The sequence below is a fragment of the Moritella yayanosii genome (genome assembly GCF_900465055.1).
GTDB classification, from domain to species: Bacteria; Pseudomonadota; Gammaproteobacteria; order Enterobacterales; family Moritellaceae; genus Moritella; species Moritella yayanosii.
In genome coordinates, this window is sequence record NZ_LS483250.1 from 911,070 (window position 1) to 932,803 (window position 21,734).

20 protein-coding genes are annotated in these 21,734 nt (G+C 40.3%); 11 read left to right on the forward strand and 9 right to left on the reverse strand.

From position 1 onward, the window contains the following. Positions 1-82: 82 nt before the first annotated feature. Positions 83-1,186 (forward strand): right-handed parallel beta-helix repeat-containing protein, encoded by a 1,104-nt coding sequence (locus tag MORIYA_RS04065; protein ID WP_174216896.1) that lies wholly within the window; start codon positions 83-85, stop codon positions 1,184-1,186. A 10-nt stretch (positions 1,187-1,196) separates the two neighbouring features. On the opposite strand, the gene MORIYA_RS04070 is transcribed toward MORIYA_RS04065, so the two are convergent. Both MORIYA_RS04070 and MORIYA_RS04075 read right to left on the reverse strand, forming a co-directional pair. Beyond that, positions 1,197-1,739 carry a DUF882 domain-containing protein gene (locus MORIYA_RS04070; RefSeq protein WP_174216897.1) on the reverse strand — a complete coding sequence of 181 codons (543 nt, stop codon included), beginning with the start codon at positions 1,737-1,739 and terminating at the stop codon, positions 1,197-1,199. 69 nt (positions 1,740-1,808) lie between these two features. Next, a complete protein-coding gene (locus tag MORIYA_RS04075) occupies positions 1,809-3,059 on the reverse strand; it encodes a L,D-transpeptidase family protein (protein WP_232011503.1) in 1,251 nt (416 codons plus the stop codon). Positions 3,060-3,244: 185 nt separating this feature from the next. On the opposite strand from MORIYA_RS04075, the gene MORIYA_RS04080 reads away from it, so the two are divergent. The 3 genes from MORIYA_RS04080 (at position 3,245) to MORIYA_RS04090 (ending at position 4,786) form a co-directional block, all read left to right on the forward strand. Continuing rightward, a complete protein-coding gene (locus MORIYA_RS04080; RefSeq protein WP_174216961.1) occupies positions 3,245-3,700 on the forward strand; it encodes a YaiI/YqxD family protein in 456 nt (151 codons plus the stop codon). A 51-nt stretch (positions 3,701-3,751) separates the two neighbouring features. Continuing rightward, on the forward strand, positions 3,752-4,225 hold the full coding sequence (locus tag MORIYA_RS04085) for a LabA-like NYN domain-containing protein (protein ID WP_112712914.1): 474 nt from the start codon (positions 3,752-3,754) through the stop codon (positions 4,223-4,225). A gap of 171 nt (positions 4,226-4,396) precedes the next feature. After that, a complete protein-coding gene (locus MORIYA_RS04090) occupies positions 4,397-4,786 on the forward strand; it encodes a GtrA family protein (protein WP_112712916.1) in 390 nt (129 codons plus the stop codon). 9 nt (positions 4,787-4,795) lie between these two features. Here MORIYA_RS04090 and MORIYA_RS04095 read toward each other — a convergent pair whose 3' ends face one another. Together MORIYA_RS04095 and MORIYA_RS04100 are read right to left on the reverse strand one after the other, a co-directional pair. Further along, positions 4,796-6,049 (reverse strand): sensor histidine kinase, encoded by a 1,254-nt coding sequence (locus MORIYA_RS04095; protein WP_112712918.1) that lies wholly within the window; start codon positions 6,047-6,049, stop codon positions 4,796-4,798. A gap of 15 nt (positions 6,050-6,064) precedes the next feature. After that, a complete protein-coding gene (locus MORIYA_RS04100) occupies positions 6,065-6,742 on the reverse strand; it encodes a response regulator transcription factor (RefSeq protein ID WP_112712920.1) in 678 nt (225 codons plus the stop codon). 148 nt (positions 6,743-6,890) lie between these two features. On the opposite strand from MORIYA_RS04100, the gene MORIYA_RS04105 reads away from it, so the two are divergent. The 3 genes from MORIYA_RS04105 to MORIYA_RS04115 are packed head-to-tail and all read left to right on the forward strand — an operon-like array spanning position 6,891 to position 10,426. After that, positions 6,891-7,961, forward strand: a complete 1,071-nt coding sequence (locus MORIYA_RS04105) for a glycosyltransferase family 2 protein (protein ID WP_112712922.1) — start codon at positions 6,891-6,893, stop codon at positions 7,959-7,961. Between the two features lie 7 nt (positions 7,962-7,968). Beyond that, positions 7,969-9,459, forward strand: coding sequence for an ArnT family glycosyltransferase (locus tag MORIYA_RS04110; protein ID WP_112712924.1), 1,491 nt, complete (start codon positions 7,969-7,971; stop codon positions 9,457-9,459). A 58-nt stretch (positions 9,460-9,517) separates the two neighbouring features. Further along, positions 9,518-10,426, forward strand: coding sequence for a TIGR01777 family oxidoreductase (locus MORIYA_RS04115; RefSeq protein ID WP_112712926.1), 909 nt, complete (start codon positions 9,518-9,520; stop codon positions 10,424-10,426). Between the two features lie 21 nt (positions 10,427-10,447). On the opposite strand, the gene MORIYA_RS04120 is transcribed toward MORIYA_RS04115, so the two are convergent. Then, entirely contained in the window at positions 10,448-10,792 is a 345-nt protein-coding gene (locus MORIYA_RS04120; protein WP_112712928.1) for a hypothetical protein, read from the reverse strand. Between the two features lie 14 nt (positions 10,793-10,806). Further along, positions 10,807-12,048 carry a ComEC/Rec2 family competence protein gene (locus MORIYA_RS04125; RefSeq protein ID WP_232011504.1) on the reverse strand — a complete coding sequence of 414 codons (1,242 nt, stop codon included), beginning with the start codon at positions 12,046-12,048 and terminating at the stop codon, positions 10,807-10,809. A 358-nt stretch (positions 12,049-12,406) separates the two neighbouring features. Here MORIYA_RS04125 and MORIYA_RS04130 point away from each other — a divergent pair, with 358 nt between their 5' ends. Then, on the forward strand, positions 12,407-12,925 hold the full coding sequence (locus MORIYA_RS04130) for a DUF2062 domain-containing protein (protein WP_112712932.1): 519 nt from the start codon (positions 12,407-12,409) through the stop codon (positions 12,923-12,925). Positions 12,926-13,006: 81 nt separating this feature from the next. On the opposite strand, the gene lolE is transcribed toward MORIYA_RS04130, so the two are convergent. Genes lolE through MORIYA_RS04145 form a run of 3 tightly spaced genes read right to left on the reverse strand, consistent with a single transcriptional unit; the run spans position 13,007 to position 16,192 of the window. Further along, a complete protein-coding gene (gene lolE, locus MORIYA_RS04135) occupies positions 13,007-14,254 on the reverse strand; it encodes a lipoprotein-releasing ABC transporter permease subunit LolE (RefSeq protein ID WP_112712934.1) in 1,248 nt (415 codons plus the stop codon). Further along, positions 14,254-14,973 carry a lipoprotein-releasing ABC transporter ATP-binding protein LolD gene (lolD, locus tag MORIYA_RS04140; protein ID WP_112712936.1) on the reverse strand — a complete coding sequence of 240 codons (720 nt, stop codon included), beginning with the start codon at positions 14,971-14,973 and terminating at the stop codon, positions 14,254-14,256. The genes lolE and lolD overlap by 1 nt, the downstream gene beginning before the upstream one ends. After that, positions 14,966-16,192, reverse strand: a complete 1,227-nt coding sequence (locus tag MORIYA_RS04145) for a lipoprotein-releasing ABC transporter permease subunit (RefSeq protein WP_112712938.1) — start codon at positions 16,190-16,192, stop codon at positions 14,966-14,968. Before MORIYA_RS04145 ends, lolD begins: the two co-directional genes overlap by 8 nt. A gap of 215 nt (positions 16,193-16,407) precedes the next feature. Here MORIYA_RS04145 and MORIYA_RS04150 point away from each other — a divergent pair, with 215 nt between their 5' ends. The 3 genes from MORIYA_RS04150 to MORIYA_RS04160 are packed head-to-tail and all read left to right on the forward strand — an operon-like array spanning position 16,408 to position 21,727. Further along, a complete protein-coding gene (locus MORIYA_RS04150) occupies positions 16,408-17,016 on the forward strand; it encodes a hypothetical protein (protein ID WP_112712940.1) in 609 nt (202 codons plus the stop codon). Positions 17,017-17,039: 23 nt separating this feature from the next. Further along, positions 17,040-20,516: a transcription-repair coupling factor gene (mfd, locus tag MORIYA_RS04155; protein ID WP_112712942.1), complete on the forward strand. Its 3,477-nt coding sequence runs from the start codon at positions 17,040-17,042 to the stop codon at positions 20,514-20,516. Further along, positions 20,513-21,727 carry a CsiV family protein gene (locus tag MORIYA_RS04160; protein WP_112712944.1) on the forward strand — a complete coding sequence of 405 codons (1,215 nt, stop codon included), beginning with the start codon at positions 20,513-20,515 and terminating at the stop codon, positions 21,725-21,727. Before mfd ends, MORIYA_RS04160 begins: the two co-directional genes overlap by 4 nt. Positions 21,728-21,734 lie beyond the last annotated feature (7 nt).

The window sequence follows — 21,734 nt, forward strand, 5'->3', positions numbered from 1 at the left end:
AATTTGGCATTACATTAGCAGTCAAGGTGAGTCTAATGCGCTATCCTTAACACAGTTACATTACCCTGCGGCAAGGTTAGGTATGATGTATAACGTTATTAATCGATATAAAAACAAAGTATCTTGGTTTATATCAATTTTATGTATAGCTATTTTTTCCATCCCGGCAAATTCTGAATCAATAAATACCGAACGTGAGTGTACAAAAATAATTACAATGGGAAACAAGAAGTTATCGAATTCTATACCCTCGTTTGCGAAACTTAGTCTCGCTTTAGAACAATATATTGAGGGTGATATAATCTGTCTTGCTGATAAACGGCAGCCTGCCATTATGATTGAAGACTTCGATAGTGGCAGTAAGCCGCTAATAATACGTCCTTTGCATTACCTTGGCACCACCATTAAAAGTAGGCATTACACAGGAACAGGGATAACGATAAAACACTCTAATGGCATTATTATCGAGGGTTTAATTATAACCGGTGGCTTAAACGCAATTCTGATACAAGATTCATCAAATATTTCACTTTTATCAAATCGGGTCTTTAATACGGGTAATCAAGCCATATCGATAAAACCACGGTATTACGGTGGTAAGCACTATATAATTGAAGATAACATCATATTTAATACTGGGTTGCTCAATCCCCGCTTTGGAGAGGGCATATATATCGGGGATGGTTCCTACACTCAAGACAGACGTCGATTGAAAATACAGTACACAGTGAGTGACGTAATGATACGAAATAACATTATTCATCACACTGGAAATGAAGCGATTGACGTAAAATCAAATGCCTACAATGTAAAAATAATCCGTAATAGCATTAACCATATTAATTTAAAATTTAACGCTGCAATCACCATCGCGACTGAATCATCCTTTGCACCGCTTGGCGGATATCAAGTTGTAGATAATGTGATCGCAAATATCACTAATCGTTCAGGCTATCGACCAATAGGTATTGCAGCTGGACATGGTGATGCCATCATTAAAGACAATCTGATTATTGATGAGAATGAAAATTTCATCGCAATTTGTCTATTCACTACTTTTTTAAATCCTAAACTAAATCACGTTATATTAGAAAATAATCAATTAATTGGTACCGGAGTACCATTTTCTGACGCATGTACTGGCGGGACTAACAACAACGCTAAAGCAGTGACCACATTTAAATAACTCTTTTAAATCACCAAATTCTTACACGGCCGGTATCTACATGGACAAAACCTGATTTAGGGTAGTAACCTACGCCCCCTAGTTTTAACGATATAGCAGCATCACGTAAATGCGATATGTTCACATCAGGTATTGCGATATCAATTGCCATACCTCGCATATGATAGCTTTTGGTGGCAACAGCACTACTTTTTCTTGCTAACATTTCGTTAGTTTTAGGTGATCGATAGCCCGAAATAACATGAAATTCATCAGCAACATTCAATGTTTTATTAAGCTGATATAGCAGCTCGTATAGACGCTTGTCCATCGGTGCAGATAAATTTTGTCTGTGGTCACGCAATAAGTGGCTGAAATTTTCGAGTGTATTTTGTTGATACAAACCATCAATCCAGAAATTCCCCTCGCTACGTTCTCTCGTGTGAATATTATAAAAACCTAATTTTTTAATACCGAGTACACTTTGACTTGCTTGAACTGGCATAACTGAATATGCAGCTAATCCGCCTAAACCTATTAACACCTTTCTACGTGTTGGACATACTATTGACACTCAACCACCTTGGACGCTTTTTATACAGAAGCAGGGGAATGTATATGCAAATTACGACTTGATCAAGTTTTATCTCTGCAAAGCATATATGTCGTCACGAAATTGGCTTAATCCGCTGTCATCAATCCATGCTGTCCAATAAACCAAGTGAACGGGCAAAACATCATTTAAAGGGAACCATTTGGTTGTTTCTCGGGTAGTTTTTAGTCGTGACCATAGCGGCTTATTATCAACTAGACTGTTTGCTATCCAATTGGCTAATTCATCAACTTTCTCAATTCGGATACACCCAGACGACAATGCCCGGTTTGCATTACTAAATAATTGCGGATTATTTGTATCATGTAGGTAAACACTAAAATCATTAGGAAAATAGAATTTATAACGACCAAGCGCATTTTTGGTACCGGGCATTTGCTCGAGTCGATACGGAAATTGGCCATAGGCAAGTTTCTGCCACTCTTGAGGGGATTTTTCTATTGTTTGGTTTTGATAGTTAAACACCTTAAAATTACGCTGGCTAAAAAATTCACCATTCATTTTTACTTTCGGTAATAAGTCGTCTTCTAAAATACTCCGAGGCACTCGCCAACTCGGATTAATGACCATACTACTGATTTGACTTGTTAATATTGGTGTAGGCTTTTTAGGTTTTCCAACGATCACACGCGAACGCAGCGCTATTTTACCGTTATCGCTGAGTAGTAATTCATAAGCGGGAATGTTTACAAGTAAATATCGATCACTAAGATTAGCCATAAAATGGATTTTTTCTTCCATATTTTTCTGTAATAATGCGGCTCGACGCTGAGGATTAATATTTAACCATTTTAAAGTATCAGGACCAATAATCGCATCTGCTTTAAGGCCATGACGGCGTTGAAAATTGCGAACCGCAACCGCCATCTCGACGGTATAAACATCAGATGGACGTAGTGACTCTTCACTGTCGCCGAGTAAAATAAGTCTTGAATGGATCTCATGTACCGCAGCACTACTATCACCGGGATGTAATAGACGTGAAAGCGCAATATCATCCCAGCTATATTGCACTGAAAGCCAATTTAAATAACGCGTACGACTCGAAAATTGCAGTACTTGTTTGGATACTGGTACGTCACTAACAGCATCAATTTTTGGTAATAGATTATCTGCTTGTATATTACGATGATTCACATATGCATAGTGTTCATCGCTGACTGTATCCATGCTATTTGTCATATGCGTTGTTTTACCAAGCATCGACACTTGATGATGCGGTAAAGCTGACGCATGATAACTAATTGATGATATCATAATAAACAATAAAGAAGATTTCATATTGTTGTTATCAGTGAGTTTTTGTATAATTTTCAATCTCTTAAAAAGATAATTCTTATACATAATAGTCTCCCAATGAGCATGAATTAAGTATGGTTAATAAATATCAACTCACCAACATTTTTATCTTTTTATACGTTAAAATATCCCTCTTTAAATAAGCATGAGGCTATATGCCAAACAATATTACAATATGGGTTGATGCGGATGCATGCCCTACTCCAATGAAAGAAATTCTCTTTCGTGCTGCAGTACGTGTAAAAATACCACTCGTATTCGTCGCAAATCACTGGATACGCGTACCAGCTTCTCCTTATATATCAATGACCCAAGTACCTTCTGGATTTGATGTTGCAGATGACCACATCGTATTAAAAGTCGCTAAAGATGATCTTGTTATTACCTCTGACATTCCATTAGCTGCTGAGGTTATCGAAAAAGGGGCGCATGTGATAACCTCACGTGGCGAAAAATATACATTAAGCAATATTCGTCAACGTTTAAACATGCGTGATTTCATGGACACAATGCGAGCGAGTGGCGAGATGACTGGTGGTCCACCAGCATTAGGGTCAAAAGATAAACAAGCATTTGGCAATGCGCTTGATCAGTACCTCGCGAAATACGCAAACAAAGCATAATCCATTATCATAGAACTAAATAAATCCACCGCGGAATAACAGGAGTTGCACGTGCAAAAAATAGCCGTATTTGTTGACGTACAGAATATCTATTACACCACTCGCCAGACTTATGGGCGTCAGTTTAATTACCGCAAGCTCTGGCAGCATTTATTATTACAAGGTGACGTTGTCACTGCTTATGCTTATGCGATTGACAAAGGTGATAATCAGCAACGTAAATTCCAAGATGCACTCAAACATATTGGTTTCGATGTGAAATTAAAACCCTTTATCCAACGCAGTGATGGCAGCGCAAAAGGTGATTGGGATGTTGGCATTACTATTGATGTACTACAAGTCGCAGAGTCAGTCGATACTGTCGTCCTGCTCTCTGGTGATGGTGACTTTGCGATCCTGCTTGATACGATAAAAGCCCGTCATCAGGTCAGAGCTGAAGTTTACGGTGTGCCAGCCCTAACAGCAAATGCATTAATAAATAGTGCCACGGTATTCAACCCTATTTATGAAGATTTCTTATTGTAGACTATCCACTCTTGCTAGTTGAAAGTTGATCGTAGACAGTTGCTAATGCCACAGGCGCTTTCGTCCAAATATCGCTCTCATGCGCTTGCACTGCAGATGTTGTTATTCACGTTTTTTACACATGTTCGATGTTAGGTTTACGGTTTCTACACGGGCTAGCTAAGATTCAACATGAATATCAAATATATTAAGTTTGCATGTGTCGGTGGCATTGGTTTTATCGTCGATGTAAGCACAATGATAGTATTCTCTACATTAATGCCTTTATTCGTCGCACGAACACTTGCATTTTTGTTTGCCGTAAACAGTAATTGGCTACTCAACCGCCGTATTACGTTTAAACAGCAGCAATTTGAGCATAACTCAGGTTTACTTCAAGAGTGGAGTAAGTTTCTCTGCTCATCATGTATTGGAGCAATTCCTAACTTATGTTGCTATTGGCTATTAGTGTCGGGTTTATCACTCACTGGGAGCGCTGCAATCATAGCAATCGTCCCCGGTATTATATTGGGCATGCTAATTAATTATTTTTTAGCTGACCGTTGGGTATTCAGTAAGTAGTCAATAAAACTACAGGTATATGATAGCGCTACAGCCACCAGCCTCATTATTTTTCAGCTCAAATTGCCAATTGTATTTACGACAAATATCTCTGGTAATTAATAGACCTAGCCCATGTCCTTCTTCATTTCGTTGTTTTTTATAAAGACCAACACCGGTATCAATAACGGCAATTGAATTACTATCGACAACGACCTTCACTTCACCCGATTCAGTACATGCAAAGGCGTTTTTTAATAAATTGCCGAGTAATAATTTTAACGCGACTTCGGGAATAATAATCAACGGTGTTTGCTTTATTATCACATTAACAACAACAGGTTTTGTATTAAGTAGCGCACTGTGCGCATTCACACTCACCATGATTTCATCTTTATCTAACGGCCTTTGCGATAGTGCTAAATCTTGTTCCGATTTCGTTAAAGACAGCAATGCATCAATAAAATCATTCATCTCATTTACGGCACTCTGTAAGCGCACTTGTTGTTTTTTTATGAACTCAGGTTCAGTGCTGTAGCTCAATAAGTTTGTCGCCCCTTGAATGACCATTAATGGTGTCCGCAATTCATGACTAGCCATGCGATTAAAGGCCCGCTCCCGTTCAATTAATGCATTTTTCTGTTGCTGATTCTTGTTATAGCTATCAACAAGCTGTAACAACTCTTTAGTCGCGATTCCCGCTGGTAGCTCGATATCACTCGTATCATCCGGTGATCGACGCGCAATCTCTTTGGCAAATATCGATATCGGCGCGGTTAATCGATCTGAAATACGCATCACCACCAGTAGCGCGACAAGCAATAACAACAATGACGTCAACGACTGCCATGATTGCGTCCACATGATCTGTTCTTCACCCAGTTCAAACGCCGGATCACGATGAACAACGTAAATGAATGGCGCTTGTGGATTCGACGTGGCAAGTTTCATCAAAAATAATTCTGTACCTAAAGCATTACGCTGCTCAATTTCAATCGCTTCATCGATAGGAAAATATATGTTTTCATCCACGAGATCAGGTAACGTAATACGATCCCTATAGCCCATTGTAAATTCATCGATTTTAAACGAACGAGTTTGATCCGCTAATTTGGATTTTTCAACTATCGACTCTTTTTGCAGTAACAGTCGGTTCTGAATACTTAATTGTTCAATACTTTCGAGTGTAGAATCAAGCACCGTAGCGTGGATCATGATGATCGCAAACGCCACAATTGAAAAATAGATAAATGTAAGCTGTTTAGCCGAACGAACTTTCGCCATAATAACTCCCTGCGACTAATTATTTACCGAGACCAGTTGATAACCAATCTTTGATAAGGTTTTAATGTAATGGTGCTGAAAAGGTTTATCGACTTGATTACGTAACTGATAGATATGACTGCGCAAAATATCACCTTCAGGCTCGTCTTCGCCCCAAATCGCATTGATGATTTCATTTTTAGTCACAATTTCTGGACTGCGCATCATCAGCAGTTTTAAAATCGTAAACTGAGTAGGATTTAATTCAAAGTTACAGCCATTACGAGCAGCAATATGTGTGTTCAAATCTAACGATAGTTCTTGAAAGGTTAATACTTTAGCTGCATTTTTACCGCTACGACGGCGGTGTAAAGCTTGAATTCGAGCCGCTAAAATATCAAGGTCAAATGGCTTGATAAGGTAATCATCCGCGCCACAATCAAACCCTGCTAACGTATCTTCACGGGTATCACGGGCAGTTAACATCAGTATAGGCGTATCATCCCCTTGCTCGCGTAGCTTTTGACAAACAGTCAGACCATCCATACGGGGCATTTGTATATCTAAGATAATTAAATCATAAAAATTATGACTAGCGAGTTCATAGCCTTGCACACCATCTTGCGCATAATCTAAGGTGTAACCTTTTATTTCAAAGAAATCAAAGATAATACCGGCGATATCTTGATGATCTTCCACTAATAAAATTTTCATAACCGTTCAATCCAATAAATAAATACCCCATTATTATGACAAATCTGATGTCGAAATAATGTAAAAATGTAAAAAACATGTCGAAAACATTAATTCCACACGGGTATATCTACACTGTATGCATTGCTATCCACTTCGGAATATTAATATGCCAGCCAGTATCACATCGATTACCGAACACAGAGAGGCAACTAAAAGCGCAACACCGCCTTTGTTGTCTATCGTGATCCCATTCTTTAATGAGGATGAAGCCCTAATCGATTGTCACGCACGTGTTGTCGCCGTCCTTGATACCTTACACCAACCTTGCGAAATCATTTATGTTGATGATGGCAGCAATGATGGATCATGGTCACAAGTCATTGGATTTACCGCTAATAATCATCGAGTACGTTGCATACAACTCAGTCGTAACTTTGGCAAAGAAGCCGCGATGACAGCAGGCATGGCGAATTCAGCAGGCCGTGCGGTTATTCTATTGGATGCCGACTTACAAGATCCACCCGAACTTATCCCGAAAATGGTTGATGAATGGAAGAGAGGCTATGATGTAGTGAACATGCAACGCAAACAACGTCATGGTGAAAGTTGGTTAAAACGCGCAACGGCACACTTATTTTATAACGTAATTAATCGCCTCGCGGATATTAACATACCTCGTAATGTTGGCGACTTTAGATTATTAGATCGAAAAGTCGTTGACGTGATTAATTCCTTACCAGAACGAAATCGATTTATGAAAGGTTTGCTGTCGTGGCCAGGCTTCAATACCTGCATGCTGCAATTTGACCGTGACGCACGGCAAGCTGGTACGACCAAGTGGAATTATGCCAAACTGATCCACCTCGCCTTTGAAGGCATTACCTCATTCAGTATTACACCGCTACGCATCGCAACTGCAGCTGGGGTTGTGACATCAATAATTTCGGTCATGATGGCGATTGTACTTGTCAGTAAAACACTATTCTGGGGCGATCCAGTGGCAGGTTACCCTTCATTGATGACCGTTGTATTATTACTTGGTGGCATACAACTCTTGTCAATTGGTTTGATGGGGGAGTATGTCGGTCGCTTATTTATTGAATCAAAACAACGCCCCAACTTTATTCTTATGAACGAACAAACCGCAGAACCAAATACCGACTTTAACCTAAAACAGCAAATCAACAATCACGTAAAGACCAATCAAGCACACAACACCAATTTCAAACAGGGTTAGTAATAACATGTATAAAGCAGTAAACAATGTCTCTCTAACCAAAATTGCGATAACACTCGTGGTCTCAGCGATAGCAATAAGATTATTTACCCTTGGTTTGTTTCCACTTATGGACACAACCGAAGCTCGCTATGGCGAAATGGCGAGGATCATGGCTGAAACAGGTAACTGGATCACGCCGATGTTTGATTACAATGTCCCATTTTGGGGGAAACCGCCGTTATTTACGTGGATGAGCGCCACGGGTATTACGCTATTTGGGTTGAATGAATTCGCAGTTAGATTGCCTCACTTACTTGCTGGGGGCGTGATATTATTCATCGTCGCCCAGCTTGCTTATCGCTTCATCCCATCACGCAGTCGTTCAGAGCGTAAACAAGAGGCATGGTTAGCAGCAGGGATCCTTGCTACGACAACAACATTTATTGTTGTTACTGGTGCGGTAATGACAGACACGGCGTTAACATTAGGCATCACGTTAAGCATGGCCGCTTTTTGGCTTAACTATAAAAATAAGTCAGTATTGTGGGGACATTTGTTCTTCATCGGCCTGACTGTGGGTATGTTAGCCAAAGGTCCTTTAGCGTTGGTACTCATTGGCATGAGCTTGTTTATTTGGGCCTTATTTAACAGAACCTGGATGAGTATGTTGCGCAGCTTACCTTGGAAAACAGGTATTCCCCTTTTCCTTGCGACAAGTCTGCCTTGGTACATCATTGCAGAGTACTCATCTCCGGGTTTCCTTAATTACTTTATTGTAGGTGAGCACATTAAGCGATTCTTAGTCAGTGGCTGGCAAGGTGATTTATACGGCACTGCACATAAAGAGATAAAAGGTACAATTTGGTTATTTGCTATTGTTTCAGCGCTACCCTGGACACCTATTTTTATTTATCAATGGGTTAAAAGCTTACAAGCAACAAACACTATCAAAAATAAAACAACAAATGAAACGACGATACAACGAGCCGAGGATACAACCGAACTTAACTATACAAGTTTTTTATGGGCATGGTTATTAGCGCCATTATTACTGTTCACATTCAGCGGTAATATATTATCAAGTTATGTTATGCCTTGCCTCCCCGCTTTCGCATTATTGATGGTGGTATATCAACGTAACAATCCACTATCAACCAAGGTATATAAAACAGGCTTAATAACACCGATACTTGTTTTAATTGTCGCTATGTTGTTACGAACTGAAGTGACAGGCAAGCAATCCGAAAAAGGGTTAATGCAAGCTTGGTTAGCCCAAGCACAAAATAGTGAATTGGTGTATATCGACAAACGCCCGTTTTCCGCACAATTTTACTCACGTGGGGTAGCAGTTGAACGTAAAGTGAAGTTGGAATTTGCAGTACAACACATATCAACAGACACTTACTTTGTAATACCAAAGTCAGACGAAACCGAATTACTTATTACCAGTTTACCTCAATGTAAAATAGTGGCACGAGCGAAGAAACGTATGCTTGTATTTTGTATGTCAAAATAGTGATAACACAGACATAAATAGCCTACACTAAAGGAAGGATAATTACGAAGGGGCAAGTATGCATATTCTCATAACAGGTGGAACTGGCTTTATCGGCCAAGCATTTATTAACACCTTTCATGCTGATTATGATTTCACGGTATTAACCCGCGATATCAGTAATGCCAAAAATATTTTTTCGCATATTTCAACTGACAACATCAGGTTCATCTCGCAGTTACTTGAATTACCGAGTGCGATTCATATTGATGCAGTGATCAATCTAGCCGGCTCACCGATTATGGATAAAATGTGGAGTGTCAAACACAAACATATTTTAGAATCAAGTCGCTGGGAAATAACCCAAGATTTAGTGGACCTAATCTCAACAAAGACCATCACCCCTGAGATTTTTATTAGTGGTTCAGCCATTGGTGCCTACGGTCGTCAAGGCGCGCAGGTTATTGACGAAAATCATACCGAGCATCATCCAGAATATGCGAGCCATCTCTGTGAACACTGGGAAGAAATAGCCCGAATAGCCTGCCCGTTAACGCGTACTGCAATCATACGAACAGGTATTGTATTAGGTAAGCACAAAGGTGCCTTACAAAAAATGGAGTTGCTTTTTAAATTAGGCCTTGGTGGTCCGATCGGGCAAGGTGAGCAATATATGTCGTGGATACATATTGATGATATGGTCGCGGCCATCAATTATGTCATACAGAACAAATCCATATCAGGCACTTTTAACTTTACATCACCAAATCCTGTAACCAATCGAGAATTTTCGCATAAATTAGCCGCTTGCTTTGGTAAGAAAGCCCGGTTTACTATCCCTACACTATTTTTACGGCTGTTATTGGGCGAACGTGCTGACCTTATTATTTATGGCCAACGGGTATTACCAACTCGATTACTCGATGTTGGTTTTACTTTTCATTTTGATACCTTAGACCAAGCTTTTTCTGCCATCTATGCTTCATGAGCACGTAAATTACAAAGACGTTTATTCATGCTCACGTTTTCGTACTAGTCTAATTGCATCTATAATATTGACCAGCCATACACAAAGTAACATGGCTGTAGCAAGCTCAATGCCTTGAGTATCGAGACTCGCCATCTGTTGTATTACTAATTCATTAATCCTCAGCAAGTCTAGTTGCCCACCAGCCAGCAATACTCTGTCTATTATCAATTGCGTTTGCGTCATAGTGACATCTATTATGTAATAAAGTGGTAATGCCGCAGCAATTGCATATAGTCCTGCCGCCAGCTGTTTTTTTAACCACCAATGAGCCGCCCCTGGAAATACAAATGCAGATAAAAATACTGCCTTAACGGTATTATTCATAAAACATTCCTGATTCAATTGAAATAGCTATAACAAATTAAAGGTAATAATAACAAAGATAAAGCATGTAATGTACCCCGGAACGGTTTTAATATAAAACTTACAATCAATAGTACGAGCATAAGTAACAGACAATTAGAAAAAGTATTATCGAATGTGCCATCAAACTCCAGCCAAATTACATCATTAACCGTTAATACTCCCCAAACACCTTGGATAAAATTCAATACCTCATTGACGCTAGCAATCAAGATACGGCTCAGCCCTGGCATGATCGCTAATAACAGCACCGCCAGTAGCAATACAGGTAATATCAATACACTAAAGACTGGGATAAAAACTAAATTAACCAACGCAGACAACAGACTGAATCCAGAGAATACGGCCACCTGAATAGGTAATATAAGTACCGTGAGTAACACTTGGCTATAACAAAGGTGAGTAACTTTATGCAGAGCCCCCTTAATGATCCCTGTTACTCTATCCTTATTGGTAACAACACTGTTACGATCTATTGCGACAGGTTTAGTTGGCTTATTCAACCACACCAGTATGAAAACAGCCGCCATCGCTGAAAATGATAACCAAAAACTTATTGAAAATACCGCTAAGGGATCAAGTAGTAAAGTAATCAACAACATCATTGAAAAAAGTTGAGACAAAGTAACTTTGTAATATTGCACACGATATAAGCAATGCAGGCATAGCAAAATAATGGCGCGTAGTGCAGGTAATGAGAAACCCGCAATCCAAGCATAAAAAATTGCAACAATAAGACTCATCGATAAACTGATAACGAGATAATGAGGCGTGTTAACCAACCTTAACAGCCCTTGTATAAAAATATAACAAAAACCAAATATAAGACCAATGTGCAAACCAGAAATAGCAACAAGATGACCAATGCCCAGTTGTTGTAGTTGGGTCCAAAGTTCATTGGTAATGTAATGTCGGTCTCCAAAACTTAAAGCATACAACATAGGGTTGGGATTGGCTGGCAATACTGACTTGAATATTTGATACAAATGGCCACGTAAACTAAGCTTAGATCGTATTACCTCTCCTTTTGTTATGATGCCAGCGAACTTTATATGACGTGATAACAACTTCAGTTGCTTAGTGTTAATTAGTCGTACCTTAAAGCGCCACACTTGACCAATCCCAAGTTCACCCGGATAATCATAGTCTGGATTTGGCCACTTTAAGGCTAGTTTCGGTTGCATAGAAGAAAGCAACATATCATTAATTTTTATCACCTTTACATCAAACAAAAGTCGGTTTTTTTTATTTACTAATGTTATTACCTCAGCCGTTATGATATTGTCTTGTGCTACTGTAGTTGACAGTTTTTTGTGTTGGGACACCGCATTGTATAATAATGTATTTGATTCATTTATCACGTTATTTTTATACAACGTAGACCAGCTTAATACGACAAACATGAGTACTAATATAGGTGGTACTTTAACGTAAACAAGGATGAAGGCAGCGACTGTTATTATCGTGATAAATTCAATACGTTCAATATCTACAAAGAACATACTTATTAATATGGTAATGGAAAGTAGTATGGCCTTTAAGGTCATTCATTACCCCTGACATTTGATTAGAATTATGCCTAAGAATTTAATTAAAAAATATCTCCCCGATCCCGAGGTAATCAAAGAACACAAGCACCTTAAGATCTTTGGTGACCTGTTACACAACGCAAACCTTTGGCACTTAAATCGCCGATCAGCAGCAGGTGCTTTTGCTGTTGGTCTTTTTATAGCATTTGTTCCCGTGCCTTTTCAGATGTTATTAGCAGCCGGTTTTGCAATTTTATTTCGTGTTAACTTACCCTTATCAGTAGCACTAGTGTGGTTATCAAACCCTGTGACCATGCCACCGATGTTTTATGCTACTTATGAGTTAGGTGCATGGTTATTGCAAGTACCAGTTCACCCATTCTCTTTTGAGCTAACTTTAGAATGGTTAATGCAGGCAATATCTTTATATGGACCAGCATTTTTACTCGGCTGTTTTGTATCCGGTGCATTTTTTTCTATCGTAGGTTATTTTAGTATTCGCTGGCTATGGCGTTGGAAAATTATTAATGCGTGGAACAAACGTAAAGAGTCACGCACAAAATAATAGTTAAAAATGAGAAGGCCACAGCACTTAATCAGTGATGGTGGCCTTTTTCATATCTGCAGAAATGGACGAGGAAGCGCGTTATTTATTGCCTAATTCATGCGCAGGCTGTACCGAACACGCTTTATTCGCAGGATAAATTGTCGCTATCACACTCATAATCATAGCGGCACTACCCACCGCCAGCACATCATTTAATGCGAGCTGTGACGGTAAGAAGTCAATAAAGTAAATATCACCGGATAAGAATTCCTGACCGATCAAACCTTCGATAAATTGGATAATCACCGTGAGATTCTCTGAGATCAGAATACCTAACACCGTACCGGAAACCACACCAAGAATACCGTTAATCCCACCGTGTACAATGAAAATTAAACGTAATAGTGTATTTGATGCACCCATGGTTTTCAATATCGCAATGTCAGCGCGCTTATCATTAACAGCCATGACCAAGGTGGTGACAATGTTAAAACAGGCCACAGCAATCACTAATGTCAATATCACGTACATCAAGCTTTTAACCATTTGTATATCTTGGTATAAAAAGCCTTGACTGGTCATCCAGCTGCGAATATACAAGTAATGATCTAACTGATTACCCGCTTCACGAACAATGCGGTTAGCAGAAAAAATGTCTGTTACCTTAATACTCATACCATCCGCTTTAAACGCTTTATCTTGAATTTCTTGGGCTGCGCTTAAAGGTATATAAGCAAGGTTATTGTCTAATTGACCACTAAGATGAATAATGCCAGAGACAGTAAATCTGAACCGACGTGGCGCCTTAAATGATCGGCCTGATTGCTGCGATAATAATACCGTGACCGGATCACCAAGCTCTAAATTCAACTCTTTCGCAATACCCCGTCCAATCACAACTGTTCTGTTATTAGTAGGATCACTTAAGCTATCCCAACTCCCCTCTGCAACATAACGATACACTTCAGATACTTGCTTTTCAGCCTCACTGTCTACAGCACGAAGTTGTACCGCCTTTAGTTCATTTCCTTTTTGCAATAAGCCATTAAGCTTAATAAAAGGCGCGGCACCGACAACTTCTGGATGCGCAAGTAATTGCGCCTGTGTGCGCTGCCAATCATCAAAAGGTTGGCTCACACCTTCAAGCTCTCCATTCGGTACAACCGCTAAGATCCGATTTTTAAGCTCATATTCAAAACCGTTCATGGCCGATAAACCAATGATCAGTACCATCACCCCTAACGCAATACCAATCGTTGATGACGCCGAGATAAATGCGATAAAACCATTACGGCGCTTCGACGAGGTATATCTCAATCCGATATAAGCGGCTAACGGACGAAACATTATACGTCCTCCATCACAGCATTTACCTGTACTGTTGCGCAATCATTGGTCAATACACCATCAACCATATGCAAAGTACGACCTAATCGGTTCGCTAACTGTTCATCATGAGTAACAATAATAAAGGCGGTATCACAAGTTTCATTTAATTCTTTTATCAAATTAAAAATAGTATCCGCACTGCTTTGATCTAGGTTACCGGTGGGTTCATCTGCAAAGACGATATTCGGCTCATTAATTAACGCACGTGCAATCGCTACACGTTGACGTTCGCCACCAGAAAGCTCACTTGGTTTATGTTCAACACGATGAGATAGCCCCACTCGCGCTAACATAGCCAAGGCTTTTTGCTTAGCCAGTGTGACTTTCATACCCGCTATTAATAACGGCATGCACACGTTTTCTAACGCAGTGAACTCATTGAGTAGGTGATGAAATTGATACACAAAACCCATATTCTGATTTCGCATCGTAGCTTGTTGTTTCTCTGACATGCTATGAATATCGACACCATTAAGATAAACAGAACCTGAAGTCGGCATATCTAACGCGCCCATCAAATGCAACAAGGTACTTTTACCCGAACCAGAACGGCCAACAATCGCAATTAACTCGCCTTTTTCGACAGTTAACGACACTTGTTTTAATACGTGGGTATCAAGGTTACCTTCTTGGTAAACTTTTTCGAGATTTTTACAAACTAATAAAGAATTATTCATATCGTAATGCCTCGGCAGGTTTTACATTTGCCGCTCTAAATGCAGGGTAAAGTGTTGCGAGTAGACTTAATGCAATCGCACCGAAAATAATTGATGCTATCTGCGACCAATCAAATAACACAGGTAATAAGCGGGCTCCACCCGATGCTTGCGCTAGCAGGTTGAGTCCAATTAATGACATAAGCTCATTGATATTGGCTGCCAAGGCAATGCCCATAAGCCCGCCAGAAACGGCACCCAATACGCCAGTCCAAGCGCCTTGGATAACAAATATTTGCACAATCGTAGGTCTATTCATGCCCAAGGTTTTCATGATCGCGACGTCTGTTTCTTTCTCCGTCACTAACATGACTAACGATGACAAGATGTTAAATACTGCCACCGTAATAATTAAGAACAACAATAACCCTATCATGTTCTTTTCCATTTTCACGGCTTGGAATAATTCACCACGGGTTGTTTGCCAATCCAACGAATCAAAGTTACTGAAGAAATCTCGACTCGCTAGTTCATTAACCGAAAACGGATCATATACAAAAACACGATGTTGCATCGGACTTGACGGTGATAAGCGCACCAATTTACCCGCATCAGTGATATTCACTAATACCTGGGTGGCTTCGACATCAGAACCGACAGAATAAATCCCCACCACCGTAAATTTACGTTGGCTCGGCACTCGACCCATCGGGGTGAAAAAGCTGCCTTTAGTCGAAATAAGTCTGATTTTATCGCCGAGTTTAACATTCAATGACTTTGCCATGCTCCGGCCAATTATGATGTTGTACTTACCTGGTTGCAGTAATGAGATATCACCGATAAGCATATTCTGACGAATAACGTCCCATTGCGGATAGGACGATGGGTCTATTCCTTGTAACTGCGCGCCTTGGATCTGGCTTTTACTTTGTACCATGGCATCTGCTTGTAAAAACGGTGTAACCGCGGCAACTAAAGGATCGTCAGCTAAAGCAGATAAACTTTCATCGATATTGTCCGAACCAGATTTAGGTGTCACGATGACATGCGGCACAGCACCGAGAATACGCGTTTTCAAATCTTGCTCAAAACCGTTCATTACCGATAAAACAGTGATCAAGGCTAATACCCCGATAGTGATGCCAGCGGTCGAGAATAAGGTAATAAATGAAACAAATCGATTGTTGCGCTTCGAGCGAGTGTAGCGCAATCCGATAAATAAACTTAGAGGGTAATACATAAATAGAGTAAGAAGTCCTTGCTAAAAACTGCTATTCATTCTAGAGACATGACCACTAATGAGCAAGTAAAATCATGCCTTGTCTTCAACTTGTGACCGATTAGTTATTCTGGTTTAAAACAGCGTCTTAAAAACCTATTACCATAAAGTAAACAAGATAAATATAAATTAATATGGCACAATAACCGGTTAGCAATCTAGAAAGGATGACTGCAATGACTCAACAATATTTTTCTATTAAGCACAGTTTATCTGTCAATATTGAACCAGTTTCTATTGATCAAGTCCCAACATCTAGATTGGCACTCGAAAACGAAATGCCAATCCCATTTAAAATGGCCAATGATGTTGCTGAAATTGATAGCTCTGCCCTGCGCTCTATTCGCAATATCGGTGAACAAGCTGACGCGCTTGCTGATTTCTTACAGATGCAAAACAACAAAATAAACTTGATCATGGGCTACGTATTAGCACAACAAGATCACCCAGAGTCTCGCTTTGACACCTCAGTATTTGGTGCCGGAGAGATAAAATTTTTAGCGCATGGTGATTTAACCTTAGACCAAGCAGTACGCATTAAGATATTTTTACCGAACGACTCTTCGGCTATTTATTGCTACGGCACCATCTCTGCACGTGAAGTACAAGAAACAGACCCGACACTCATTGAATACACAGCGTCGTATACACGTATCCGTGATATCGACCGCGAAATATTGATCCGCGCAACATTACGCATTCAACAGCTACAGCTTAAACAACGTGCCGAGCTACGCCAACAACATGATCTGAAAAATGATGATCCACAATACAATCCTCAATAATTACGATTAGATTACTGACCACTATGAAATCAACAGCTATTCTTTCTTTACCGTTACCAAAAAAACAAGGCGACAAGATCGCCTATGGTAACCTTGTAGGCAGTAGCCTCGCATTCACACTTGCCGAGCTATGTTCACAAACCAAATCGCCTATCCTTGCGGTTGTTGCAGACACTCCAAGTGCATTAAAGCTTGAGCAAGAAGTACGGCACTTTTTAGCCGACGACAAACCGCTAATTACCTTCCCTGATTGGGAAACACTGCCGTATGATAACTTCTCGCCACATCAAGATATTATCTCGCAACGTATTCATGCTTTGCACCGCTTCCAACAAACCACCAGCGGCTTGATTATTGTATCGGTAAATACCTTGATGCAACGTATCGCGCCAGTCAGTTTTTTAGCCCAGCATAGCTTAATCGTCAAAACAGGCGATAAAATTGACATGCACGCGATGCGCCAACGGTTAGAAACCAGTGGTTACAATGCCGTTGACCAAGTACTAGAACATGGTGAATTTTCTGCACGCGGATCTATTCTTGACCTGTATCCGATGGGCAGTTCATCGCCGTTTCGAATCGACTTTTTTGATGATGAAGTAGAAGAAATTCGTGGGTTTAATACCGAGACACAACGCTCGGAAGAGATCCTTGACGCGATAAACTTATTACCCGCTCACGAATTCCCAACAGATGCTAAAGCGATAGCGTTATTCCGTCAGCAGTTTAGAGCATTGTTCACACCATCGCGTGAAGCTGAATCCATTTATCAGCAAGTCAGCAAAGGCTTCTTACCTGCAGGTATTGAGTACTATCACCCGTTATTCTTAACTGAAACTGCCACGTTATTTGATTATTTACCTAAACAACTGACTATTGCGCAAGTCGGTGAATTACATCAAGCATCCGAAGTGTTCTTCCAAGACGTTGAACAACGTTACGAAGATCGCCGCCATGATATTCAACGTCCATTACTGACACCAAGTTCACTGTACTTACCTGTTTCAGAATTATTCCAAGCACTTGGCCAGTATAGTAAAGTAAGTTTAAGCAGTGAATTTCTGAATAAAAAAGCAGGTAATACCAACCTAGGCTTTAGCAAGTTACCTGAAATAGCCATTAACCATCAGAAAAAAGCACCGTTAGCACCTTTGCTAGAATTTATCGAAGGGTTTGACGGTAAAATAATCTTCAGTGTTGAATCTGAAGGTCGCCGTGAAACACTATTAGAGCTACTTGCAAAAACCAAGTTAAAGCCTAAGGCAATGACCAGTATCGCCAAGTTTTTGAAAGCTAAACCAGTGATCGGTATTTGGGTTAGTCAGTGTGAACACAGCTTTATTATTGACGATCTAAATGTGGCGATTATTTGCGAGAACGAATTGCTTGGACACAAGATCATCCAGCGTCGCCGCTCCGATAAAAAAGTACAAGCAAATAACGATGCGCTAGTCAGAAACCTAACAGAATTAAGTATCGGTCAACCGGTTGTACATATCGAACACGGTGTCGGCCGTTATCTTGGTCTACAGATCATTACTAATGCCGGCATGGAAACTGAGTTTTTAACGTTAGAATACGCCAATGCGGCAAAGCTCTATGTTCCCGTTTCAGCACTGCACCTTATCAGTCGTTATAGCGGTGCAGGCGAAACATCGGCACCACTGCATAAACTCGGCAGTGATAGCTGGGTAAAATCCAAAACCAAAGCAATGGAGCGTGTTCGAGACGTTGCTGCAGAATTATTAGATATCTACGCACAGCGAGCGGCTAAAAGCGGTTTTCAATATAAATGCGATAAAGAATCGTATGCAGCCTTTGCCGATGGTTTCCCGTTTGAAGAAACTGACGATCAGAAAACTGCAATTCAAGACGTCATGGACGATATGCGTCAAAATAAAACCATGGATCGTCTGATTTGTGGTGATGTAGGCTTTGGTAAAACGGAGGTAGCAATGCGCGCCGCTTTCATGGCAATGATGAACGACAAACAAGTCGCCGTGTTGGTACCGACCACCTTACTTGCTCAGCAACATTTCGAAAACTTCAAAGATCGTTTTGCTAACTGGCCGGTACGTGTTGAAGTGCTCTCTCGCTTTAAAACAGCGAAAGAGCAGAAGTTGATTTTAGCTGACGTCAAAAACGGTAAAATTGATTTACTCATCGGCACACATAAATTGCTCAGTAACAAGATTGAATATTCTGATCTCGGTTTATTGGTCATCGATGAAGAACATCGCTTTGGGGTACGCCAAAAAGAAAAAGTAAAAGCGTTGCGTGCGGACATTGATATTTTAACCTTAACAGCAACACCAATTCCAAGAACATTGAACATGGCAATGAATGGCATGCGTGATTTATCTATCATCGCCACACCACCCGCGAAACGTTTAGCGGTGAAAACATTTGTTCGCCAATACGACGAAAATATCGTAAAAGAAGCGATCATGCGTGAAATAATGCGTGGTGGCCAAGTTTACTTCTTGCATAACAATGTCGACTCAATAGACAAAACCGTAGAAACACTCGCAAAACTGATACCGGAGGCGCGCATTGTTGCAGCCCACGGACAAATGGCAGAACGTCAATTAGAATCGGTTATGGCAGATTTCTATCATCAGCGCTTCAATGTTTTAGTCTGTACGACCATTATTGAAACCGGTATCGATATTCCAAGCGCGAACACCATCATTATGGATCGCGCAGATAATCTCGGTTTAGCACAACTTCATCAATTACGTGGTCGTGTTGGTCGTTCTCATCACCAAGCCTACGCATACCTGCTAACACCGCATCCGAAGCGTATCTCCAGCGACGCTAAAAAACGTCTTGAAGCAATTGTCTCACTAGAAGACCTCGGGGCAGGTTTTACCTTGGCAACGCACGATCTTGAGATCCGTGGTGCCGGTGAACTATTAGGTGATGAACAAAGTGGTCAAATAACCTCAGTTGGTTTCGCGCTGTATATGGACATGCTCGATCAAGCAGTGAAAAGTATCAAACAAGGAAAATCAGTTTCACTTGAAGAAGCCCTTAAAAATCAAACCGAAATTGAACTGCATGTGCCCGCGTTATTGCCAGATGATTACATTCATGACGTTAATATACGTTTATCACTGTATAAACGTATCGCAAGTTGTCAAACTGAAGAGCAGTTACGTGAGGTGCAAGTTGAACTCATTGACCGTTTTGGTTTATTGCCCGACAATGCTAAAAACTTAATCCGTCAAACCGAGTTAAAATTGCAAGCAGAACCTTTAGGTATTAAACGACTTGAAATAGGTCCCGCAGGTGGCTATATTAGCTTCGGCGATGATAATCAGGTTGATGTCGGTTATCTTATCCGTCTTATCCAACAACAGCCACGTGTTTATAGTATGGATGGTCCATCAAAATTAAAGTTTGCAATCAAATCACCGGATGCAAAAGATCGAGTTAAGCTAGTTGAAGCAATGCTAGTTGAATTTGCAAAAAATAAAATTGCAGGAGTTAAACGTTGAAAAATTTGTTAATCAGTTTATTAGTAGGTCTATCAGTTGGTAGTTCATTTGCAGTGAGCGCGGCAGATCAAGAACGTTGGTTTGAAGTCGAAGTCATTTTATTCGAGCGAAATATCAACCCAACCAAAATAACTGAACACTGGGACCAGTCTGCATATCCAACTTATTCTAAAAAGAATAAGAACCCGATGGCATTATTTATCAATGACGATAATTTAATCACTCCCAATAGTAGTCACGGCATCAATACGCTAGCGTTAGGCAATGAAAGCAATATCGTTGCAGGTGGTCTACAACCAACCATTATTGATGATAGCCAAACTTTACCTGTTTTCGGTGTTGATCGAGACGAGTCTCTGGTACAGGGTGCTAATACAAATGCGGACATCATCAAAACAACAAATGTGGTTATCGATGGTGCTAATTTAAAAGATAACGTTAAGGATCCAGCCCTAGAAATAGTGCCAGCAAGTGAATTACAACTTGCAGCGCAATTTAAAGCATTAAACGATCACGCTAATTATAATGTTGTTTTGCATTCCGCATGGCGTATGCAGCCAAAAGACCGCAACCAAGCGGTACCCATCAGATTGTTTGCAGGTCACAATTATCAACAACAGTATCAACAAAATGGCGATGTAATCACCCAAAAATTAGTACCTGTTGTAACACCAATCGGTGCATTTGATGTATCTGCAGAGCCAACCGCACCCGTTTGGAAAATTGACGGTGAGTTGACCATTTATCTAGAGCATTATCTTTATGCAAAAACAAATCTATTTGTGCGTAAAGAAGGAACTAAAACCATTATCGCTAAGGAAAGCATTGCAGCGGAATCACCAGAATCAAACCAAGCTACAAATGTTGAAAATATTGACCTATTAGAATTATTAGGTATTCATTTAGAGCCGAAAGCCGCGGTTCCTTCCGAAGTGGTATTAAGTAACGCGGAAGTTAACGTCGATACCGCCAAAGCTCAAGACGAAAATTCACTAGCCGATGGCAGTGCACTTACGGTTGAAGAAACTACAATTATCGAACCTCAAGATAAAACGGTGCCTTTCTTGAATAGTTATCCGATGCAGCAGCTTCGTGTGATTCGAAGTGGTGAAATACATTACCTTGACCACCCTATGTTTGGCATGCTCATTCAAATACGAAAATATGAGCAGCCAATGAAAGAAGATACGGCAATGGAAACAGCGCAGTAATAACGTC

Coding starts and splice junctions, on each gene's coding strand:
- MORIYA_RS04065 (WP_174216896.1), top strand. CDS start 83: ATGATGTATAACGTTATTAATCGATATAAAAACAAAGTATCTTGGTTT.
- MORIYA_RS04075 (WP_232011503.1), bottom strand. CDS start 3,059: ATGAAATCTTCTTTATTGTTTATTATGATATCATCAATTAGTTATCAT.
- MORIYA_RS04090 (WP_112712916.1), top strand. CDS start 4,397: ATGAATATCAAATATATTAAGTTTGCATGTGTCGGTGGCATTGGTTTT.
- MORIYA_RS04095 (WP_112712918.1), bottom strand. CDS start 6,049: ATGGCGAAAGTTCGTTCGGCTAAACAGCTTACATTTATCTATTTTTCA.
- MORIYA_RS04100 (WP_112712920.1), bottom strand. CDS start 6,742: ATGAAAATTTTATTAGTGGAAGATCATCAAGATATCGCCGGTATTATC.
- MORIYA_RS04105 (WP_112712922.1), top strand. CDS start 6,891: ATGCCAGCCAGTATCACATCGATTACCGAACACAGAGAGGCAACTAAA.
- MORIYA_RS04110 (WP_112712924.1), top strand. CDS start 7,969: ATGTATAAAGCAGTAAACAATGTCTCTCTAACCAAAATTGCGATAACA.
- MORIYA_RS04115 (WP_112712926.1), top strand. CDS start 9,518: ATGCATATTCTCATAACAGGTGGAACTGGCTTTATCGGCCAAGCATTT.
- MORIYA_RS04120 (WP_112712928.1), bottom strand. CDS start 10,792: ATGAATAATACCGTTAAGGCAGTATTTTTATCTGCATTTGTATTTCCA.
- MORIYA_RS04130 (WP_112712932.1), top strand. CDS start 12,407: ATGCCTAAGAATTTAATTAAAAAATATCTCCCCGATCCCGAGGTAATC.
- lolE (WP_112712934.1), bottom strand. CDS start 14,254: ATGTTTCGTCCGTTAGCCGCTTATATCGGATTGAGATATACCTCGTCG.
- lolD (WP_112712936.1), bottom strand. CDS start 14,973: ATGAATAATTCTTTATTAGTTTGTAAAAATCTCGAAAAAGTTTACCAA.
- MORIYA_RS04145 (WP_112712938.1), bottom strand. CDS start 16,192: ATGTATTACCCTCTAAGTTTATTTATCGGATTGCGCTACACTCGCTCG.
- MORIYA_RS04150 (WP_112712940.1), top strand. CDS start 16,408: ATGACTCAACAATATTTTTCTATTAAGCACAGTTTATCTGTCAATATT.
- mfd (WP_112712942.1), top strand. CDS start 17,040: ATGAAATCAACAGCTATTCTTTCTTTACCGTTACCAAAAAAACAAGGC.